Genomic DNA, 19,948 nt, shown 5'->3' on the forward strand with positions numbered 1-19,948 from the left:
TCATGGAGATATTAAAATTTACCTTAAGTGGAAGAACAGCTTTTTTTAAAATTCCAGAAGTCAATTCTTATGTATACTTCTCTTATGGACATATACATAAAGTTTCTTTATTAGGATTATTAGGAGCTGTAATGGGTTATGGAGGATATAATTCTCAAGGAGAAAAGGAATATCCAGAGTTTTATGAAAAATTAAAAGATATCAAAATTTCTATTATGCCCAAAAATACTAATGGAAGTTTTTCAAAAAAAATTCAGTTTTTTAATAATTCAGTAGGATATGCAAGTAATGAAGAGGGTGGAAATCTGATTGTTAAAGAGCAGTGGTTGGAAGATGTAGAATGGGATATTTTTATAAAAATAGAAGATACAGAGATTCATAAAGAATTAAAAGAAAGAATGAAAAACTTTAATTTTGAATATACAATATATCTTGGAAAGAATGACCATTTGGCAACAATAAATAATGTAGAGATACTTCAAGGAGAAAATTTTTTAGAAGATGAAAGTGAAATAAATTCTTTGTTTATGAAAAAAGATATAGAAGGCTTTTTAGAGGAAGAATTTAATATATTAGGATTAGAAGAAGATGAGATAAAATATGATTATAAATATGAAGAAAAATTACCTATTTCTCTTGATAATATTTCTAATCAATATAAAGTTGAAAGCTTAATTTTTACTAATAAAAAATGTATTTTAAAAGATAAAAGTAATTTTGCAAAAGTAAATAATCAAATAATAGAATTCTATTAGGAGGAATATGTTTGAGGAGGAACTTTTTTCAATAGAAAAATATGTAAAAGATAAAAATAAAATTTTAGCTCATATATCAGATATAAAGAATCCAGAAACCTTATTAGAACATTCTGATTTAGTGATAAAGTATTTCAAAAAAATCTATGAAGATAAAAACTTGGAAATAATTTTTGATAAATTTTCAGATAAATTTTTTGGGGAAAATAAGATCATAAAGAAATTTTGGAATGAAATGATAGTCAATACAATTTATATGCATGATATAGGTAAGTTGAATATAAATTTTCAAATTGATAAAATGAAAAATAAAATATTTGACAGAAAGCATTTGTATCAAAGTAAAAGGCATTCTAATTTATCTGCAAGAATATATATTGATTATTTTAGCAATAAAGTTTTTAAACTATATTCAGAAAAAAAATTAGATAATAAAACAGCACTTAAATGTTTTATTTTTATCATATTGAATTCTTATATTATATCAAGGCATCATTCATCAACTAAAAGTTTAAGTGAAGATTTTTTTAATGAAATAATAAAAGATTATGAAGAATACAAAGAGTTATTTGAAGAAGTAAATAATTATTGCCCTAACTTAAATTTCTCAATAAAAGAAAGTAAAAACCTATTTAGGATATTGAAACAATTAAAAATTGGAGAAAAAGAATGGAATAATTATATAGAAACTTATGATTGGAAATCTGTTGATTTTTATATTTATACAAAACTACTGTATTCTTTATTGGTATCATCAGATTTTTATGCTACTAGTGAGTATAGTTCTGGAAAGCCAATAGAGAGTCTAAATTTGCTGACAAATATAGATGAGTATATATCCGTTTTTAATGCTACAGAAATATATAAAGGAATAAAATTACATCGAGAAACAGGAAAAATTTTTGCAAAGAATAATATAAATTATTATAGAAGTGAAATGTTTATAGAAGCAGAACAAAATTTAGAAAAAAATATAAAAGAAAATATTTTATTTTTAGAAGCTCCAACTGGGTCAGGAAAAACAATTACTTCTATTAATCTGGCATTGAAATTATTAGAAAAAAATAGAGAACTAAATAAAATATTTTATATATTTCCATTTAATACTTTAGTTGAGCAAACAAATGCATCTTTGAGAGAGATATTTCAAGGTTCATCCTTAGAAGAAAATATTTCAGTAATAAACTCAATAACTCCTATAAAAGAAGTTGAGAAAGGGGAAGAATATAGAAAAGACCAAATAGACTATGAAAGATCATTGCTAAACAGGCAATTTATACATTCACCAATAATTTTAACAACACATGTTCATTTTTTTGAAAACTTATTTGGTATTGATAGGGAGAGTAGTTTTGCTCTCCCACACTTAGCTAATAGTGTAGTGATAATGGATGAAATCCAAAGTTATAAAAATAAAATATGGAAAGAAATTATAATTTTCTTAAGAGAATATGCTGAAATTCTAAATATTAAAATAATAATTATGTCTGCAACTCTTCCTAACTTATCTCTTCTTTCAAATAGTAAGGTGCAAATTCCTTCACTTATAACTAATAAAGAAAAATATTATAAAAATCCAATATTTAAAGATAGAGTATCTTTAGATTTTTCATTTTTAGAAAAAGAATATGAAAAGGAAGAGTTATTTGAACAGATAGAAAAAACTATTTTAGAGAAATATAAAAATAAAAAAGTAGTAGTGGAATTTATTAAAAAAGCTTCTGCTTTTGAGTTCTACAAGAAATTATTAGAAAGCAATGAAGTATCCAAAGAAGATATTTTCTTAATAACTGGTGATGATAATAAAGCTGAAAGAAAAAGAATAATAAAAGAAGCAAAAAATAAAGAAAGAAAAAGTATGCTATTAATAGCAACTCAGGTAATTGAAGCAGGAGTGGATATAGATATGGATATTGGATTCAAAAATATATCTATATTAGATGCTGATGAACAATTTTTAGGAAGAATTAATCGTTCTTGTAAGAAGAAAAATTGTAAAGTTTGTTTTTTTAAATTAGATGAAGGAAATTTGATTTATAAAAGTGATGTAAGAATAAGAAAAGAATTTACTCTTTTAAATAAAGAGATGAGAGAAGTTCTTTTGAATAAAGATTTTAATAAATACTATAATAAAGTTCTTGAGGTATTAGATGATCTTTCAAATAAAGAAGATGAAGAGAATATAGAAAATTTTAGAAAAAATAAAGTTGTTCAACTAAATTTTGAACAAATAAATAAAAGATTGAAATTGATAACAGATGAGATGAAAACCAAGATGATATTTTTTTCTCGAAATGTAAATATAGAAGGAGAAGAGATAGAAGGAAATGAGGTATGGAAAGAATTTAAAGAAATACTTTCAAATAACAAAATAGGATATGCTGAAAGAAGAGTTAAACTATCTAAAGTAATGGAGAAAGTAGATCTGTTTTCATATAATATTCCTGTGGAAATGATATATAGATTATCTTATCAAAGTAAAATTGGAGATAATATTCTATATATTGAAGATGGAGAAAAATATTTTGTAAATGGAAAATTTGACAGAAAGAAACTGCAATCAGATAAAGATTATGAAATGATATTGTAACTATGGAGGGTATATGCCTATAAATGGAACAATTGTAAATTATTTTATTCATTGTAAAAGACAATGTTATATGCATTACAATAGAATAAATATGGAAGATGAAAGTGAATTAGTAAAAATCGGAAAAGCTATGCATGAAGAGAAAAAGACTGATGAAATAACTGTAGAAAATATCAAAGTAGATAAAATAAAGAAAGATTATTTAATAGAGATAAAAAAATCAGATGCAGATATTGAAGTAGCAAAAATGCAGGTACTTTATTATCTCTTGAAATTAAAAGAAAAAGGAATAGATAAAAAAGGAAAAATAGAAGTAATAGAAAAAAATAAATCTTCGAAAAAAAGCTATGAGATTGAACTTACTGCTGAAAATGAGGCATATATCAAGAATATAATAGAGGAAATAGAAAAATTAGTTGAAAGAGATGAATTGCCACCAATTGAAAAAAATAATAAATGTAAAAAATGTGCATATTATTCATATTGCTATATTTAAGGAGTGTATATGGGAGCTGAAACAAAATATATTTTGAGTAAAGGTATTCTTGATAGAAAAGACAATTCTCTATGTTTTAAAAATGAAAATAAAACAACATATATTCCTATAGAAGGAGTTAAAGAAATATTTGCATTAGATGAAATTTCTGTGAATACAAAGCTTTTTGATTTTTTAGCTAAACATGGTATTACACTACATTTTTTTAATCACTATGAGGGATACTCAGGAACATTTTATCCAAGAGAAAAATATGTCAGTGGAAAGTTAGTAATAAAACAGGTAGAGGCTCATAAAAATCATAAAGAAGTTATAGCAAAAAGTATTGTAAAAGGAATTGGAAAAAATATTTATGAAGTACTTTATCACTATTATCGTCATGAAAAAAAAGAGCTAAAAGAATATTTAGAGTGGCTTTCTAATGATGTAGAAAGAAGATTGAGTGCGAGTAATGATATAAATGAGATAATGGCAGTGGAAGGAGAGATTTGGGCAAAATTTTATGATAGTTTTAAAATCTTTTTAAGAGAGGATTTTATTATAAATAAAAGAGTCAAAAGACCACCTGATAATCCGATAAACGCTCTGATATCTTTTGGAAATTCAATTTTATACACTAAAACTATTGGGCAGATTTATCAAACACATTTAGAGCAAACAATAAGTTTTTTACATTCTCCATCTGAAAGAAGATTTTCACTATCTTTAGATTTATCAGAAGTTTTTAAACCAATTATTGTATTTAGAACAATTTTTGAATGTGTAAATAACAGAAAATTAAATGTAGAAAAACATTTTGAGAAAAACTTAAATTACTGTATTCTAAATGAAACTGGCAAAAAAATATTTTTAAGTGCTTTAGAAGACAGAATGAATGAAACTTTTGAACATCCTATTTTGAAAAGAAAAGTTAGTTATATAACTGCTGTGAAATATGACGCATATAAATTAATAAAATTTTTATTGGAAAATAAAGAATTCGTTCCATTTTATATAAAGGAAAAGATGTAGATGAAAGGTAAAAATTATAATTATATATTTCTTTTTTATGATATAAATGAGAAGAGAGTAAATAAGGTTTTTAAAATATGTAAAAAATATTTAAGTCACCACCAAAGATCTGTATTTCGTGGGGAGATAACACCTAGCAATTTAATAAAATTACGTTTGGAATTGAAAGATATAATTGATAAAAAGGAAGATTTTATAAGCATTGTGAAATTGGTAAGTGAGCATTATTTTGATGAGGAAATAATAGGAACACCTTGGAAAGATGATGAAAATATATTTATATGATTTCCAAGTCTAAAAACTAGCAATTTTATTAAAGAGTTATTTTAAAAGAGATTGAAAAGATAAAAATTTAAAGTATAAAAAATTGTATAGCTTGGAAAAAAAGATAAAAAACCTTTTTAAATTCAATAATAGAAAAGATCATGAATAGTATGAATTCTTTTTTCATGAGGGTAGAATATTAACTCAGAAGTCTTTAAATAGATTTAACAAAAAATTCTTTAAATATAAATTTTAGTAGAATATTAACTCAGAAGTCTTTAAATGTTCTTTTTTTTTATAAAAATTTGCTCTTGACAAGTAGAATATTAACTCAGAAGTCTTTAAATAATGATTCAATTATTAAACGGAGATGCTGTTGAAGAGTAGAATATTAACTCAGAAGTCTTTAAATTGAGTAATAGTCGTTGCTGCCTGATTGTGTGCACTTGTAGAATATTAACTCAGAAGTCTTTAAATATGACCTTAGTCCATTAAAAGCTACCATTTTAACTGTAGAATATTAACTCAGAAGTCTTTAAATCAGATTTTTTAATAGGTCCTTTTTCCACTAGTACAGGTAGAATATTAACTCAGAAGTCTTTAAATATTGTTAAATTATCACCTACTATTATTCTTCCTAATGTAGAATATTAACTCAGAAGTCTTTAAATTACAGGAAGCTTAGTTTTATGCAAAGTAAGCAATTGTAGAATATTAACTCAGAAGTCTTTAAATTTTTTATCAACACCTAGAGAAGCTATGTATTTTAAAGTAGAATATTAACTCAGAAGTCTTTAAATATTCATTAGATTAAATATAAAAAACAGGCTAAGAATTTTTTAGCCTGTTGCAATATTAGCAGTTCCTAAAAATTGATTTTTAAAGAATAAGTATAAGATATCAGTATCCAAAGGATTGTATTTAACAATAACTTTCTTTCCTTCCAGAGAGGTTAAAAAATTATTAGTGTAAATAAAATTATTAAATCTTAAAGAAGATTTATTTATTTTTCTGCTGGCTTCCTGAAGAAAGATATCAAATTCACGAACATATGGAACATCCTGTATCATTTCATATTTAAGTAAAAAATCATATTTTTCATTATCCAAATAGATATATGAATCAAGAAAGTTTTTTAAATTTTGATATGAAAGAATTTTATTATTTTGATAATAAAATTTCTCTATATCTTCCTCAAGAAAAGAGATAAATTTTTTAATTTCCTCATTTTCAGTAAAATATTCAGATATTTTTATAGAAGTATTATCATAGATTTCCTTCAATATTTTTTTGTTATTTATATTTTCAGAAGAAACTAAAATTTCTTGAGGCTTTACAGATTTTCCTGATTTATATGAAACTTTAAGTATACTCTCTCTGATAAAACTCAAAAGAGTATATATACTTGAAGTATTATAGTTCAAAGCATGATTTATAGGTTTTAAAGTAGCAGTATCAATAGAGATTAACAACTGAGGAACTATTTTATGCTCATTTTCTTCTTCAGATACAAGTATGTATAAAGGGATTTCAAGAATAAGATAAACTTGATTTTCCTTTTTTATTTTTTTCATATGGAAATTTGAGGATTTATTAAAAAAACCATCTAAATTACTGACTATTCTATAAAAAGTAGGATAGCTTATATTATATTTGTTTGAAAGTTTTTCTTTGCAGAAAGAATAAAGTTTTGAAATTTTGGTTTCCTTACTTTCACGGCAAATTTGTTCAATATATTCTACACCATCTTCATCAATAGCTCTATATGAATCCTTATCATTTCTCTGTTTTTTATCAAGTCCCAATATCCCATTTTTTTTGTAAGCATTTACCCATCTCTTCAATGTAGCGTATGAAATACCAGTTTCTTCTTCTATTTCTTTTAATTTTTTTTCTTTTCTTAAAAAAGGCTCAATTATTTTGAAACGTTGCAATTGTAATTCTTTTTCTGTTTCCATTTGTTTTCTCCTAAAATATGAAATTAAATATTTACTTATATAGATAATACTATATTTAGGAAAAAAAAGCAAATCATTCTATTATGAATAGTTTATTTTGAAAAAAGCTCATTTTATTTGAAAAAAACTTGACATTTTTTTGAAAAAATATTATTATTTCAATTACAGAGAATAAATAAAAAAGGGTAGAAGAAACAGGAGGAGAAATGAAGATTTTTGCAGAAGTACAAAAAATTGGAAAAGCATTGATGACACCAGTTGCTATATTGCCAGCTGCTGGACTATTCCTTGCTTTTGGAAACAAATTGCAATTTACACTGATGGAACAAGCAGGACAGGTAATATTCAGCAACCTTCCATTACTATTTGCCATAGGAGCAGCTATTGGTCTCGTAGGAGGAGATGGAGTAGCAGCCTTATCAGCAGTAGTAGCAATACTTATCATGAATACTACAATGGGAATTGTATCAGGAGCAGCTGAAGGAATAGCAGCAGGCGATATGTCATATGCAATGGTATTAGGAATACCTACACTTCAGACTGGAGTTTTTGGTGGATTGATAGCAGGTATAATAGCTGCAGTATGTTACAAAAAATTTTATAAAACTGAACTTCCAGCATTTCTGGGATTTTTTGCAGGTAAAAGACTAGTACCTATAGTGACAGCAGTGGCAGCTTTTATAATTGGATTAGCAATGCCTGTTATATGGCAGCCTGTTCAAGTCGGATTAGCAAAATTATCATATCTGGCTAATGAAACAAATACAAATATATCTACTTTTATATTTGGAGTAATAGAAAGATCTCTTATTCCATTTGGGTTACATCATATATTCTATGCACCTTTCTGGTATCAATTTGGAGAATATACAAATGCAGCAGGACAAGTTGTCAATGGAGATCAGGCAATATGGTTTGCTATGCTTAAAGATGGAGTTGTTAATTTCTCTAGTGATACTTATCAAGGAGCAGGGAAATTCCTTACTGGAAAATTTGTATTTATGATGTTTGGATTGCCAGCAGCAGCTTTAGCAATGTATCAGGAAGCTAAACCAGCTAATAAGAAACTAGTAGGAGGAATATTGTTTTCTGCAGCCCTTACTTCATTTCTTACAGGAATAACAGAACCATTAGAATTTTCATTCTTATTTGTGGCTCCTATTCTTTATGGAATTCATTGTATATTTGCAGGACTTTCATTTATGCTTATGAACATGCTTAATGTAAGAATAGGAATGACATTTTCTGGAGGACTTATTGACTATATCGCTTTTGGAGTTCTTCCAGGAACAAGTGGATTTCAAAATAATTGGTATTTAGTAATAGTAGTAGGATTATGTCTGTCAGTAGTTTACTATTTTGGGTTTAGATTTGCTATTAGAAAATTTAACTTAATGACTCCTGGCAGAGAAGAAACAATTGTAGAAACTTCTTCAGCATCTTCTGGTTCTCAAGTGAAGTCAGATGAACTTGCAGTAGGAGTTTTAGAAGCATTAGGTGGAAAAGATAACCTTGTATCTCTTGATTCTTGTATAACGAGATTGAGAGTAGAAGTTAAAGATACAAAAATAGTAAGTGATCAAGAATTAAAAAAACTAGGAGCTTCTGGAGTATTGAAAGTAGGAACTAATGGAGTTCAAGCTATTTTTGGTTCAAAAGCACAATTTATATGCAATGATTTGAAAAAAATGACTGGAATTTAGGAAAAAAGGAAAATGGGTTTGTTCCATTAAGATAAAAAAGAGAGAAACTTTTAAGCAAAGATATAATTTAGAATTTTAAAGTAAAGAGATTTGTCATTAATTTTGTTTTTAAAATATAAAAAAGATAAGGATTACAGCAGTTCCAATGTTGTGTTTTAATAATTAGGGCAGTTAAAATATTAACTGTCCCAATTAATGAAAACTTGTTTTGCTCAAATATATTTTTATATTTTATTCATTTCATTAATTATATAAATTTCTCTAATTTCTAAAATAAAATTTATTTTGCTTTTTAAATTTCTCTCTTTTATTTATTATTCCAATGAAAGAAGCTTTGTTGAACTTACATAGTTTATCTGCTCTATTCCTATAATGATATCTTCAATAGGGATAGTTATATCTGAAATATCTAAGGATATTACTACAGAAGCTACATTATTTATAGGGATATTCTGATTTATCGTAATTATATTTCCATTCACAAATGATAGATAATTAAGAACTTCAGACAAAACTCCTTTTTTATGCTCAAGCATCATAGAAACCAGAGCTTTTCTTCCTATACTGTTGTCAGAAGGGAGAAAGACATAATCTTTGTATTTATAGTAAGTGCTTCTGCTGATTCCAACAATTTTTGCAGCATCACTTATTCCTTTTACTTTACCTTCAGTTAAAAGATTTCTAGCTTCAACTACTTTTTCAAAATAATCTGGAAGTATTTTTTTATTGACAATAAGGTATTTTTCTTTCATGATATCCTCCTATAAAACAACTGCTCCTTTCATATCTATATCTAAAGTTCTGATAATCCAGCTGTTTTTTAGATTTTTTATCTCATATTCTATCTTCCATTGAAAATCTTTAGTTTTTGCAATATTCATCAATGTTGGTCCTGATCCACTGATAAAAAGAGCTGTATTTCCATTTTTTTCACAAATTTCTTTTACTTCTTCATACTCATTGATAAGAACATTTCTGTATTTTTCATGAAGTCTGTCAGAGAGAGCTTTTTTTATAAGAAGTTCATCACCATTTTCAAGAGCTTTTAATAAAACAGCAATCCTTGATACATTGTATATTGCATCTTGATATGGTATTTCAGATGGAAGAACTTTTCTTGCTTCAGCTGTAGACAGTCTAAAATCCGGCACTAATGCGCAGAAATAAAGATTTTCACTAATATTATACTGAACAGTATATGGAATACCATCTTCCACTAAGGAAGCTGTAAGACCTCCAAAAAGAGCTGGGGCTATATTATCAGGATGCCCTTCAATATCATTGCATATTTTAAATATCTCATCCTTAGATAATGGATTTCCAGCAATAATATTTGCCCCCATTACTCCCCCAACGATACAAGCAGCACTACTTCCCAGTCCTCTGGATACGGGAATATCACTTTTTATACTTATTTCTATACCGGCAACAGGATAATTTAGAATTTCTAAAGTTTTCTTAAATGATGTATATACTAAATTAGAATCATTTTGGTATTTTTCTTCACAACCAACAATTCTTAAACCATATTCAATTCTTTTAAAAGTAAAATATGAATAAAGTTTAAAAGCAAGTCCCAAAGTATCAAAACCAGGGCCAATATTTGCTGTAGTTGCAGGGACTTTTACAGTAATCATAATATCACCTCAAAACAGTTTTTCATGTCTTCTTTATTTATAACTGAAGTATGTATATCTTTTTTATTTTTTAAATTTTTAAGATTTTCAGGAATAGGAACTCCTGTTTTCTCACTTAACAATTCCATAATTTTGAATTCATCAGAATTATTTTCTCCAAAGAGAGATTCATAAACAGCTTTGCTGAATTTATATGGACTAGCTGTAGCTAGAACTATATTTTTATGTTTAGAATCTTTTTCCTTAAATTCTTTCATGATATTGTATGCTACAGCAGTATGTGTATCTAAAAGATAATTATATTCATTATAGACATTTTTAATTGTTTCACTTGTTTGTAAATCATTAGTATATCCAGCATAAAATAAATTATCTATACAGCTTTTTATTTCTTGAGTTACAGTATATTTTCCATCAGATTTTAATTTATCCATAAGCGATTTTATATATTTATTATCATTTCCACTTAAATGATATATAAGTCTTTCTAAATTACTAGATATTAATATATCCATAGATGGAGATAATGTTTTATAGAATGGACGATTTCTATCATATGTTCCAGTTTGAATAAAATCATATAAAACATTGTTTTCATTAGAAGCACATATTAATTTATTTACAGGTAGTCCCATAAGTTCTGCATAATACCCAGCAAGAATATCTCCAAAGTTCCCAGTAGGAACAGTAAAATTAACTTTTTCTCCTAAACTAATTTCATTACTTTCAACTAATTTTATATATGAATAAAAATAATAAACTATCTGGGGAACCAATCTTCCTATATTTATAGAGTTGGCAGAAGAAAGAGAATAATTTTTATTCTTTAGCTTTTTCTTTATTTCCTCATCTGTAAATATTTTTTTAACTTCACTTTGTGCATCGTCAAAATTACCATTTATGGCATAAACATATGTATTGTTTCCCTCTTGTGATATCATTTGTTTTTCCTGTACTCTGCTGACTCCATCATTTGGAAAAAAGACCAATATTTTTATTCCATCAATATTTTTGAAGCCTTCTAAAGCAGCTTTTCCAGTATCCCCAGAAGTTGCTGTCAATATGAGGATTTTTTCTTTTATTTCATTTAGTTTCAATGCTTCAGTAGAAAGGTATGGAAGTATAGACAGAGCTACATCTTTAAAAGCAGAAGTAGGCCCATGAAATAATTCTAATATATAGTCATTTCCGACTTTAACTAAGGGAGTTATATCATTAGAACTAAATTTTTTGTCATAAGCACTCTCTACACAATATTTTATACTTTTTTCTGGATAGTCATCTAATATTTTAGAAAGAATTATTTCAGCTATCTCTGTATATTTTTTACCTTTTAATTCAGAAATATTTATCTTTAAATTTTCCATATCTCTTTTTACAAAAAGTCCTCCATCACTGGAAATTCCTTTTATTACAGCTTGTGAAGCTGAGCATGTTATATCTTGTTCTCTTGTACTTTCAAATTTGCTGTTCATAAATTTTCCTCCAAATTGTTATTGCATTTACCTACTTGCTATGATATAATGTTTTTCAAATAAATACAAGTGTTTTTCTAATAAAAACAAAAAATAATTTGAAAGGGGTAAAATATGAAAATAGGATTATTAGGTTTTGGAACAGTAGGAAGTGGAGTATATGAGATAGTTAAGAGCAGTCCAACCTGTTTTTTTAATGATATAGAAGTGAAAAAAATTCTTGTAAAAGATGAAAAAGATAAAGTTATGGATATAATAACTACAAATGCAGAGGAAATATTAAATGATAAAGATATTGATTTAGTAGTGGAGGTAATGGGAGGAATTCATCCTGCATATGAGTATATAATAAAATCCTTAAAAAATAAAAAAAATGTAGTAACTGCAAATAAAGCAGTAGTAGCTGCATATTTAAAGGAGTTTACCAAAACGGCTTATGAGAATGGTGTATCATTTGAATATGAAGCAAGTGTTTGTGGTGGAATTCCATGGATAAAGTCTTTAGAAAAAGCAAAAAGAATAGATGAGATAAGCGAAATGTATGGAATATTTAATGGAACAAGTAATTTTATATTGGATAATATGACTAAAAAAGGTTATGAATTTCAGGAAATATTAAAAAAGGCACAGGAAAAAGGATATGCAGAGAGTGACCCATCAGCTGATATAGATGGAATAGATATAATGAGAAAGCTGTTGATAACTTCTAGTCTGGCTTTTGAATGTGAAATACCAGAAAAAGAAATAGATGTTTTTGGAATAAGAAATATAAAAAAAGAAGATATAGAATATTTTAATAATATTGGTTATACAGTAAAACTTATTGCAAAAGGAAAAAAAGCAGAAAATAGATATTGTGCTGTAGTAGAGCCAGTACTTTTTAAAAATGAAAGAATAGAAGCAGCAGTACCACAAAATTTTAATATAGGAACTATTTGTGGAAAAACTATAGGAGAATTAAAATTTTATGGACAGGGAGCAGGTAAACTGCCAACTGGAAATGCAATAGTACAGGATATAATTGATATTATGGAAGCTAAAGGAAATTTAATTGAAAGAAAATTTGAGAAAAGTTTAATAAAGGACAGTTCTCTAATAATAGGGAAATATTATGTAAGAATTAATGATGAACAATTTGCAGAAGATAATTCTGATATTATTGAAAAAAAATTAGAATATTCAGGAAATATTATTTATATAACTAAAGAGATAGACTGTAGTGTTATGAAAAAAGCAGCAGAAAAATATCTGGAAAAAGAAATATTTTATGCTAGATTTGAGAACTAGAAATTAAAGGAGACTAAAATGATAAAAGTAGCAAAATTTGGAGGATCATCACTAGCTGATGCAGAACAGTTTAAAAAAGTAAAAAATATAATAGAGAATGATGAAAATAGAAGAATTGTAGTGGTGTCAGCTGCTGGGAAAAGATTTAAGGAAGATAATAAAATAACTGATTTATTATATCTTTGTTATGCTCATATAAAGTATTCTGTTTCATATGAAAGTATGTTTTCTATTATAGAAAACAGATATTTAGAAATAAGAGATGAATTAGGATTGAAATGTAATCTTGAGAGCGAATTCAGAATAATAAAAAGCAGAATGAAAAAAGGAATGAACAGAGATTATTTGGTGAGCAGAGGAGAATATCTTGCTGGAATGTTAATGGCAGAATATTTAGGATATGATTTTATAGATGCTGAAAATGTAATATTTTTTGATTATAATGGAAAAGTAGATACTGAAAAAACAAGAGAAGCAATGGAAAAAGCAGTAGAAAGAAGTCCTAAGGGAGTTATTCCGGGATTTTATGGTACATTACCAAATGGAGAAATAAAACTTTTTTCCAGAGGAGGTTCAGATATAACAGGAGCTATAGTTTCCGATTGCATAAAAGCTGCTATTTATGAGAACTGGACTGATGTGTCTGGAATACTAATGGCAGACCCAAATGTAGTTAAAGATCCTAAAAGAATAGAAATAATAACATATAGTGAATTGAGAGAGCTTTCATATATGGGAGCTAATGTGCTTCATACTGATGCAGTAGCACCAGTAAAAAAAGCTAATATTCCTATTAATATCAGAAATACAAATGCTCCAGAAAATCCTGGAACTATAATAGTTGATGAAAATAATGAGTTATTGAAAAATGCCAAAAATTATTTTATAACTGGAATAGCAGGAAAAAAAGATTTTTCTGTTATATCAATATATAAAGACCATATGTCAGGAGAAGTAGGAGCTATAAGAAAAGCTTTAGAGATATTTGAAAAGTATAAAGTAAGTATAGAACATATTCCTACTGGGATAGATACATTTTCTATAGTGGCAGCCACTGAGAATATAAAAAAATATCTTTATGAAATAGTGGCAGATCTCAAAAGAGAATGTGAACCTTCTGAAGTAAAAGTAATAGATAATATAAGTCTTATAGCTACTGTAGGAAGAAATATGGCTGATAGACCTGGAATGTCTGGAAAACTTTTTGCTGCCATAGGAAACAGCGGAGTAAATATCAGAATGATATCTCAAGGGTCAGATGAGATAAATATTATAGTTGGAGTTGAAAATGAAGATTTTGAAAAAGCAATAAATGTTATATATAATAATTTTGTTATTTAAGGAGATATAAAAATGAGAAAATATAATATAGGAATACTAGGAGCTACAGGAGCAGTAGGTAAAGAAATGTTGAAAGTATTGGAAGAAAGGAATTTTCCAGTAGAAAATATAAGACTTTTTGCCAGTAGCAGAAGTGCTGGGAAAAAAGTATTTTTTAAAGGAAAAGAATATGAAATAGAAGAGGCTAAAAAAGGAATTTATGAAGGAATAGATATATTATTAGGAGCAGTGGAAAATGAACAGGCTAAGGAGTTTATTCCATCTGCAATAGAAAATGGTGCAATAGTGATAGACAACAGCAGTGCCTATAGAATGGCAGATGATGTACCTCTTATAGTACCAGAAGTAAATCCAGAGGCTATAGAGGCCCATAAGGGACTTATTGCAAATCCAAATTGTGCAACTATAATAGGATTGGTAGTAGTAAATGAACTTAATAAATATTCTGAAATAGAAAGAATGATAGTATCTACTTATCAAGCTGTATCAGGTGCTGGAAGCAGTGGGATAACTGAACTGGATGCAGAAATAAAAGCTATAGCAGAGGGAAAGGATTTTACTATGGAAACATTTCCTTATCAAATAGCTTATAATTTAATACCGCAGATAGGTGGATTTGATGAAAAAGGGTACAGTTCAGAAGAAATGAAATTTCAGAATGAAGGAAGAAAAATATTAAATAATCCCAAGTTAAAAGTTAACTGTACATGTATTAGGGTTCCAGTGTATAGAAGTCATTCTGAATCTATAACTATTGAATTTAAAAACAAAATAGATGTAGAAAAAGCAAGAGAAATATTATGCAAAGCAGATGGAGTAAAATTAGTAGATGATCCTCAAAATAAAAAATATCCTATGCCTTTAGATACAAGTGATCAAGATTTGGTATATGTTGGAAGAATAAGAGAGGATATAAGTAATGATGAAGGAAAAGGATTAACTCTTTGGTGTTGTGGGGATCAGGTACGTAAAGGAGCGGCAACTAATGCTGTTCAAATTGCAGAACTGCTTATAAAAAAAGAAATGATATAAAATTAGAATATCTGTATAGCTGTAAAAAAACAGAGTACAGATATTTTATTTTTATCATTGCATAAAAGTCCGATAATAAAATAGATAAAAAATAATTTTATAATAAAAAACTAACATTTTCTTTCTTTGATTTCAAGAAAATTCTATTGTTTTTATAATTTATCTATAATATAATTTAATTGTTAGATAAGGAGGCTGAATAAAAATGGCATTAGAAAAAATAGTTATGCTTGGTGACAGTATTATAGATTGGAATTACAGCAGTAAGTATATAAATTATGGACGTGCAGGATTTAAAACAAGAGATGTATTATGGCTTCTGGAAGAAAAACCTGAAATAAAAGGAGATATTGGAATACTTTTAGTGGGAGTAAACGATATTTTATGTGGTTTTCAAGAAGAATATACATTAGATTATTATAATAAAACTATGGAAATACTCAGGCAAAGATTTAAAAAACTTATATTATTAAGTATGCTTCCAAGTGATACTCCAAGAATAAATGCAAAATCTAAAATGTTAAATACTAAATTAAAAAATTTATACACTGAAGAATTCTTTGATATTTATAACTTGTTTTTAGATGTTCGTGAACTGCTGGCAGATAAATATACTATAGATGGAATACATTTAAATAATGATGGGTATGACGTTTTTAATAAAGCTTTAACTGAAATTGTAGAAAAAGTAAAATATAAGGAAATGGGATATCCAGACAGAGAAACTGCTGAAAGGGAATTAGAAGAAGCAGGAGAACTTAATCCAGGACAGTGGATAAGCCATTCTAAATATACAGCTCTTGCCTGTGAGAAAATTGCAGAATATTGTCCTCATATGAACAGTGAAAAAGCCTATATAATTGGATTGCTTCATGATATAGGCAGAAGAGTTGGAATAGTGCAGGAAAGACATATGCTGGAAGGATATAAATATTGTATGTCTAAGGGATGGAAAGAAGTTGCTCAGATATGCATAACACATTCTTTTATGTTGAAAGATATAACTACATCTATTGGAAAATGGGATATAACCAAAGAAGACTATGAATTTATGAAAAATTTTATAACTGAAGCTGTCTATGATGATTATGATAAATTAGTTCAAATGTGTGATAGTCTAGCTCTTCCAAATGGTTTTTGCTTTCTTGAAAAAAGGTTTGTAGATGTAGCAATGAGGTATGGAGTAAATGAATATACTACTAAAAGATGGGGAGCTATTTATGATATCAAAAAATATTTTGAAGATATAACTGGCAAGTCTATTGAGGATATATTAGAAATTTCATAAAAATATAAAAAAGATCAAAGGAAAGAAATCTTTCTTCTCCTCTGATCTTTTCATTTTATTGCTTCTTTTCAATTTTATATAATAAAGAATATAAAAGTGGAACAACAAACAGTGTCAGCATAGTTGAAGCTGTAAGTCCAAAAACTATTGTTATAGCCATATCTCCATATAGTGGATCAAATACAAGAGGCAGCATTCCAAAAATTGTTGTAACTGATGCCATGGAAACTGGCCTTATTCTGCTTACTGCTGAATCAATAACGGCAGTATAAGGATCTTTCTTATCCACATTTATCTCATATTTTATTTCGTCTATAAGAACAATAGAATTTTTTATCATCATACCACTGAGGCTTATAGCTCCTATTATAGACATGAATCCAAAAGACCTACCTGTGAGAAATAATCCAGGTGCTATTCCTATAAATGAAAGAGGAAGTATAGCAAAAATTATAAATGGATCTTTCAAAGTTGCAAATAGAAGTACACATATTGAAAACATAATAGTTCCTTGTAATGGAAGACTAGAGAATACAGCAGCCACATTTTTATTCTGCTCATAATATTCTCCGCCCCATTCAATTTTATAATTTTCTGGAAGAGATAATTTATTTACTTCTGTTTCAACTGCCTTTCTAATACTTTCAGCGGTGACACCTCCAGAAATATCACATTGAACTTTTATAGCTCTTACTCTGTTTCTTCTCCAGATTTCAGGGTCTTCCCATTTTAAACTTTCTTTTTCAATAATTCTATTTAAAGGAAGACTTTTTATTCCTAATCCCCATACTGGTGTCTGACCAATATTATTAATTTCAAGCTGCTGTCCACCAGATTTTTCTCTTAGAACTATTGGCATTATTTCAGTTCCCTCTTTATATTTTCCAAGAGTCATTCCTTCTGTTGCCCTATTTAATGAATTGGCAACATCTAATGGTGAAATCAGATTTTTTCTTTCAATATTTTGAGATAATACAGGAGACCATGTCAAAACTTTATTTTTCCAATCTGTCTGTATATTTTCTGCGTTTGGTACAGTTCTCATAATATTCATAACTTTTTTAGACAACTCTCTCAGTACATATGGATCAGGTCCAAGTATTCTCACTTCTACAGGATATTTAGTAGGAATACCATTTACATATTTTCTTACCTCTATTTTAGTATCAGGAATATTTTCTTTAACAAATTTTTTTATATTTTCTCCAATTCTATTTACACTCTCTAATTTATTTACTGAAATAATAAGCTGAGAAAAACTGCTGTTTTGTAACTCTGGAATAGTTGCAACATAGTATCTGGAAGGAGAAGATCCAACTGCTGCTGTTACATTTATTATATCTTTATCTTTAAGCAATTCTTTTTCTACTATTTGACTCACTTTATCTGTTTTATCAAGTGAAGTTCCTTCAGGAAGCCATAAATTTACAACAAATCCTTTTTTATCAGAATCAGGGAAAAAAGTAATAGGCAGTCTTGTAAAAAGCAACATAGAAAATAAAAATGCTCCAATTACTATTCCCAGAGAAAGAAATTTATGTGCTAAAACTTTTTCTAAAAATTTGTGACATAAATCATAAAATTTTTCTTTTCTCCCATTTTTATCTTTTTCTTTATCTATTTTTAAAAAGATATCACAGAATACAGGTATTTGAGTTAAGGCTAATCCCCAACTTAAACCTAAGGAAACAGCCATTATCCAGAAAAGAGTGGAAATATATTCTCCAGCATCAGTTGGCATTAAATACATAGGAAGAAATGCTATTACAGCAATGGCAGTTGCCCCAAGGAGAGGAACAGCAGTTTTTTTAGCTGGTTTAGTTAATGCTTCATATCGATTTTCCTCTTTTTCCAGACTGGTAAGTGTACCATCAACTACAACTATAGCATTATCAACAAGCATTCCCATAGCAATTATAAATGAACCGAGAGAAACTCTCTGCATATCCATTTTAACAGCAAGCATATATATCAACGTTCCTAATATAGAAAGAATAAGTCCACTTCCTATTATGAGTCCGCTTCTCATACCCATTGTAAATAAAAGAACTCCAACCACTACTACTACTGAGGCAACAAGATTATTAACGAATTGACCGATAGCATTAGTAACAAGCTCTGGCTGGTAATACACTTTCTCAATTTCTATTCCCATAGGAAGATTTTTCTTTATTTCATCAAGTTTTTTATCAATAGCTTTACCTGTATTTATAACATTTGTTCCCACCTCTGGTGAGAGCATAAGCCCCATAGCTTCTTTCATATTATATCTCATTTTACTTTTTATAGGAGTTGAAAAAGATTTTTTTACAACTGCAATATCTTTCAGGAAAACAGTTTCTTCTCCACCTCTTAAATTTTCTTTAGAAAAAATCACCAGATTTTCTATATCTTCCAAACTATTAAAAGCTTCATTGATATCTACTCTTATTTTCATATCTCCATGTTCTATAGAATTACTGTAGGCAGGAAGATTTTGAGAAATAAAAGAAGTAAGTATAAGTTTTTCATTTATTCCAAGAGCATCTATCTTTTCTCTGTCAATGACTACTTCTACAGCAGAATCAACTTTTCCATAGACAGCAGTTTTTGATACCCCAGGAATAGAATGGAGTTCTCTTTTTATATAATTTACATACCTATTTAATTCTTCCTTAGAATATCCTTCACTTGTCACAGCAAAAAACATTCCATATACATCCCCATAGTCATCTAAAACTACTGAGGAAATAGCTCCTGTAGGAAGATTTTTTTGAACATCATTTATTTTTTTTCTTACATTATCCCAATACTGATCTATTACTTCTGCTTTTAACGATTCATTTAATTTTATTTTAACTTCTGAATAACCAGCTTTAGAAACACTTTCAATATATTCAACATTTGCAATTTGTTGAAGGGCGCTTTCTATTTCATCTGTTACCTGCAGCTCAACTTGATGAGGATCAGCTCCAGGATACAAGGTCACAACAATAGCTTCTTTTACTCTAAATTCAGGATCCTCTAATTTTCCAAGGTTAACATAAGAAAAAATTCCTCCTGCTATAATGACAAATGTCAGAAAAAGTGTAACTGTTCTATTTTTTATCGAGTAATCGATTATATTCATAT

15 protein-coding genes and 1 CRISPR repeat array are annotated in these 19,948 nt (G+C 27.8%); of the genes, 10 read left to right on the top strand and 5 right to left on the bottom strand.

Annotation, left to right across the window (positions count from 1 at the left end; all coding sequences use genetic code 11):
- Positions 1-2: 2 nt before the first annotated feature.
- Genes cas5b through cas2 form a run of 5 tightly spaced genes read left to right on the top strand, consistent with a single transcriptional unit; the run spans position 3 to position 5,137 of the window.
- Positions 3-755, top strand: coding sequence for a type I-B CRISPR-associated protein Cas5b (cas5b, locus tag E0E45_RS05710; RefSeq protein WP_130890286.1), 753 nt, complete (start codon positions 3-5; stop codon positions 753-755).
- Between the two features lie 7 nt (positions 756-762).
- A complete protein-coding gene (gene cas3, locus E0E45_RS05715) occupies positions 763-3,345 on the top strand; it encodes a CRISPR-associated helicase Cas3' (RefSeq protein WP_130890287.1) in 2,583 nt (860 codons plus the stop codon).
- A 13-nt stretch (positions 3,346-3,358) separates the two neighbouring features.
- Positions 3,359-3,841, top strand: a complete 483-nt coding sequence (locus E0E45_RS05720; RefSeq protein WP_130890288.1) for a CRISPR-associated protein Cas4 — start codon at positions 3,359-3,361, stop codon at positions 3,839-3,841.
- Between the two features lie 9 nt (positions 3,842-3,850).
- On the top strand, positions 3,851-4,852 hold the full coding sequence (gene cas1b / locus E0E45_RS05725) for a type I-B CRISPR-associated endonuclease Cas1b (protein WP_130890289.1): 1,002 nt from the start codon (positions 3,851-3,853) through the stop codon (positions 4,850-4,852).
- Entirely contained in the window at positions 4,853-5,137 is a 285-nt protein-coding gene (cas2, locus tag E0E45_RS05730; protein ID WP_096402766.1) for a CRISPR-associated endonuclease Cas2, read from the top strand. It abuts the gene before it with no gap.
- Positions 5,138-5,307: 170 nt separating this feature from the next.
- Positions 5,308-5,916: a CRISPR direct-repeat array (repeat unit 29 nt; unit sequence GTAGAATATTAACTCAGAAGTCTTTAAAT).
- 39 nt (positions 5,917-5,955) lie between these two features.
- On the opposite strand, the gene E0E45_RS05735 is transcribed toward cas2, so the two are convergent.
- Positions 5,956-7,074, bottom strand: a complete 1,119-nt coding sequence (locus E0E45_RS05735) for a helix-turn-helix domain-containing protein (protein WP_130890290.1) — start codon at positions 7,072-7,074, stop codon at positions 5,956-5,958.
- 206 nt (positions 7,075-7,280) lie between these two features.
- On the opposite strand from E0E45_RS05735, the gene ptsG reads away from it, so the two are divergent.
- Entirely contained in the window at positions 7,281-8,777 is a 1,497-nt protein-coding gene (gene ptsG / locus E0E45_RS05740; RefSeq protein WP_130890291.1) for a glucose-specific PTS transporter subunit IIBC, read from the top strand.
- A 314-nt stretch (positions 8,778-9,091) separates the two neighbouring features.
- On the opposite strand, the gene E0E45_RS05745 is transcribed toward ptsG, so the two are convergent.
- Genes E0E45_RS05745 through thrC form a run of 3 tightly spaced genes read right to left on the bottom strand, consistent with a single transcriptional unit; the run spans position 9,092 to position 11,889 of the window.
- A complete protein-coding gene (locus tag E0E45_RS05745; protein WP_096402769.1) occupies positions 9,092-9,529 on the bottom strand; it encodes an ACT domain-containing protein in 438 nt (145 codons plus the stop codon).
- Between the two features lie 9 nt (positions 9,530-9,538).
- Positions 9,539-10,414: a homoserine kinase gene (gene thrB, locus E0E45_RS05750; protein WP_130890292.1), complete on the bottom strand. Its 876-nt coding sequence runs from the start codon at positions 10,412-10,414 to the stop codon at positions 9,539-9,541.
- A complete protein-coding gene (gene thrC / locus E0E45_RS05755; RefSeq protein WP_130890293.1) occupies positions 10,411-11,889 on the bottom strand; it encodes a threonine synthase in 1,479 nt (492 codons plus the stop codon). The genes thrB and thrC overlap by 4 nt, the downstream gene beginning before the upstream one ends.
- A 114-nt stretch (positions 11,890-12,003) precedes the next feature.
- Between thrC and E0E45_RS05760 the strand changes: the two genes are divergently transcribed.
- From E0E45_RS05760 to E0E45_RS05775, 4 genes are all read left to right on the top strand, one after another.
- The gene (locus E0E45_RS05760) at positions 12,004-13,176 is read left to right on the top strand and encodes a homoserine dehydrogenase (protein WP_130890294.1); all 1,173 of its coding nucleotides are present in this window, start codon (positions 12,004-12,006) and stop codon (positions 13,174-13,176) included.
- An 18-nt stretch (positions 13,177-13,194) separates the two neighbouring features.
- The gene (locus E0E45_RS05765) at positions 13,195-14,517 is read left to right on the top strand and encodes an aspartate kinase (protein WP_096402773.1); all 1,323 of its coding nucleotides are present in this window, start codon (positions 13,195-13,197) and stop codon (positions 14,515-14,517) included.
- Positions 14,518-14,529: 12 nt separating this feature from the next.
- Positions 14,530-15,549, top strand: coding sequence for an aspartate-semialdehyde dehydrogenase (locus E0E45_RS05770; protein WP_130890295.1), 1,020 nt, complete (start codon positions 14,530-14,532; stop codon positions 15,547-15,549).
- A gap of 205 nt (positions 15,550-15,754) precedes the next feature.
- Entirely contained in the window at positions 15,755-16,837 is a 1,083-nt protein-coding gene (locus tag E0E45_RS05775) for a GDSL-type esterase/lipase family protein (protein ID WP_130890296.1), read from the top strand.
- Positions 16,838-16,892: 55 nt separating this feature from the next.
- Here E0E45_RS05775 and E0E45_RS05780 read toward each other — a convergent pair whose 3' ends face one another.
- Entirely contained in the window at positions 16,893-19,946 is a 3,054-nt protein-coding gene (locus tag E0E45_RS05780; protein WP_130890297.1) for an efflux RND transporter permease subunit, read from the bottom strand.
- Positions 19,947-19,948 lie beyond the last annotated feature (2 nt).

It is taken from the genome of Fusobacterium ulcerans ATCC 49185 (genome assembly GCF_900683735.1).
In the GTDB taxonomy this organism is placed as follows: domain Bacteria; phylum Fusobacteriota; class Fusobacteriia; order Fusobacteriales; family Fusobacteriaceae; genus Fusobacterium_A; species Fusobacterium_A ulcerans_A.

Excerpts from the sequence above, each read along its gene's own strand:
- ptsG (WP_130890291.1), top strand. The coding sequence starts at position 7,281 with ATGAAGATTTTTGCAGAAGTACAAAAAATTGGAAAAGCATTGATGACA.
- thrC (WP_130890293.1), bottom strand. The coding sequence starts at position 11,889 with ATGAACAGCAAATTTGAAAGTACAAGAGAACAAGATATAACATGCTCA.
- cas3 (WP_130890287.1), top strand. The coding sequence starts at position 763 with ATGTTTGAGGAGGAACTTTTTTCAATAGAAAAATATGTAAAAGATAAA.
- E0E45_RS05720 (WP_130890288.1), top strand. The coding sequence starts at position 3,359 with ATGCCTATAAATGGAACAATTGTAAATTATTTTATTCATTGTAAAAGA.
- thrB (WP_130890292.1), bottom strand. The coding sequence starts at position 10,414 with ATGATTACTGTAAAAGTCCCTGCAACTACAGCAAATATTGGCCCTGGT.
- E0E45_RS05760 (WP_130890294.1), top strand. The coding sequence starts at position 12,004 with ATGAAAATAGGATTATTAGGTTTTGGAACAGTAGGAAGTGGAGTATAT.
- E0E45_RS05775 (WP_130890296.1), top strand. The coding sequence starts at position 15,755 with ATGGCATTAGAAAAAATAGTTATGCTTGGTGACAGTATTATAGATTGG.
- E0E45_RS05765 (WP_096402773.1), top strand. The coding sequence starts at position 13,195 with ATGATAAAAGTAGCAAAATTTGGAGGATCATCACTAGCTGATGCAGAA.
- E0E45_RS05745 (WP_096402769.1), bottom strand. The coding sequence starts at position 9,529 with ATGAAAGAAAAATACCTTATTGTCAATAAAAAAATACTTCCAGATTAT.
- E0E45_RS05780 (WP_130890297.1), bottom strand. The coding sequence starts at position 19,946 with ATGAATATAATCGATTACTCGATAAAAAATAGAACAGTTACACTTTTT.
- E0E45_RS05735 (WP_130890290.1), bottom strand. The coding sequence starts at position 7,074 with ATGGAAACAGAAAAAGAATTACAATTGCAACGTTTCAAAATAATTGAG.
- cas1b (WP_130890289.1), top strand. The coding sequence starts at position 3,851 with ATGGGAGCTGAAACAAAATATATTTTGAGTAAAGGTATTCTTGATAGA.
- cas5b (WP_130890286.1), top strand. The coding sequence starts at position 3 with ATGGAGATATTAAAATTTACCTTAAGTGGAAGAACAGCTTTTTTTAAA.
- E0E45_RS05770 (WP_130890295.1), top strand. The coding sequence starts at position 14,530 with ATGAGAAAATATAATATAGGAATACTAGGAGCTACAGGAGCAGTAGGT.
- cas2 (WP_096402766.1), top strand. The coding sequence starts at position 4,853 with ATGAAAGGTAAAAATTATAATTATATATTTCTTTTTTATGATATAAAT.